The 236-nt window shown below is 47.9% G+C and carries 1 protein-coding gene; it reads right to left on the bottom strand.

What is annotated here, in order from left to right; translation table 11 throughout:
• Positions 1-78: 78 nt before the first annotated feature.
• A partial coding sequence (locus SB660_RS23800; RefSeq protein WP_410585070.1) for a DUF3889 domain-containing protein occupies positions 79-236 on the bottom strand: 158 nt, incomplete at its 5' end.

Here is a 236-nt window from a genome sequence, read left to right as displayed (position 1 = left end):
AAACAGCGCTACCTCGGCGCAAAACGTTTCTTCTGATACCTGATAAGCTGTACGGCCGCATAAGGCTGTGCAGCGTTTTTACAGTCTGAAAATATGGACGCTGATCAGGTGTTTTGTTACGGGATGGAAATACACTTCAGCACGGGATGAAAACGTTTCTTTTGCGGTTTGCACCGTCCCGCGAAACACGTCTTTCGTCTGTTCCCTGTTCACTTTTGTACGGCCCATGTACGAAT

This window comes from Bacillus sp. SIMBA_005, from assembly GCF_046535585.1.
In the GTDB taxonomy this organism is placed as follows: Bacteria; Bacillota; Bacilli; order Bacillales; family Bacillaceae; genus Bacillus; species Bacillus pumilus.
Note: the sequence above shows the minus strand (reverse complement) of the source record. Positions and strands in the feature narration are given on the sequence as shown.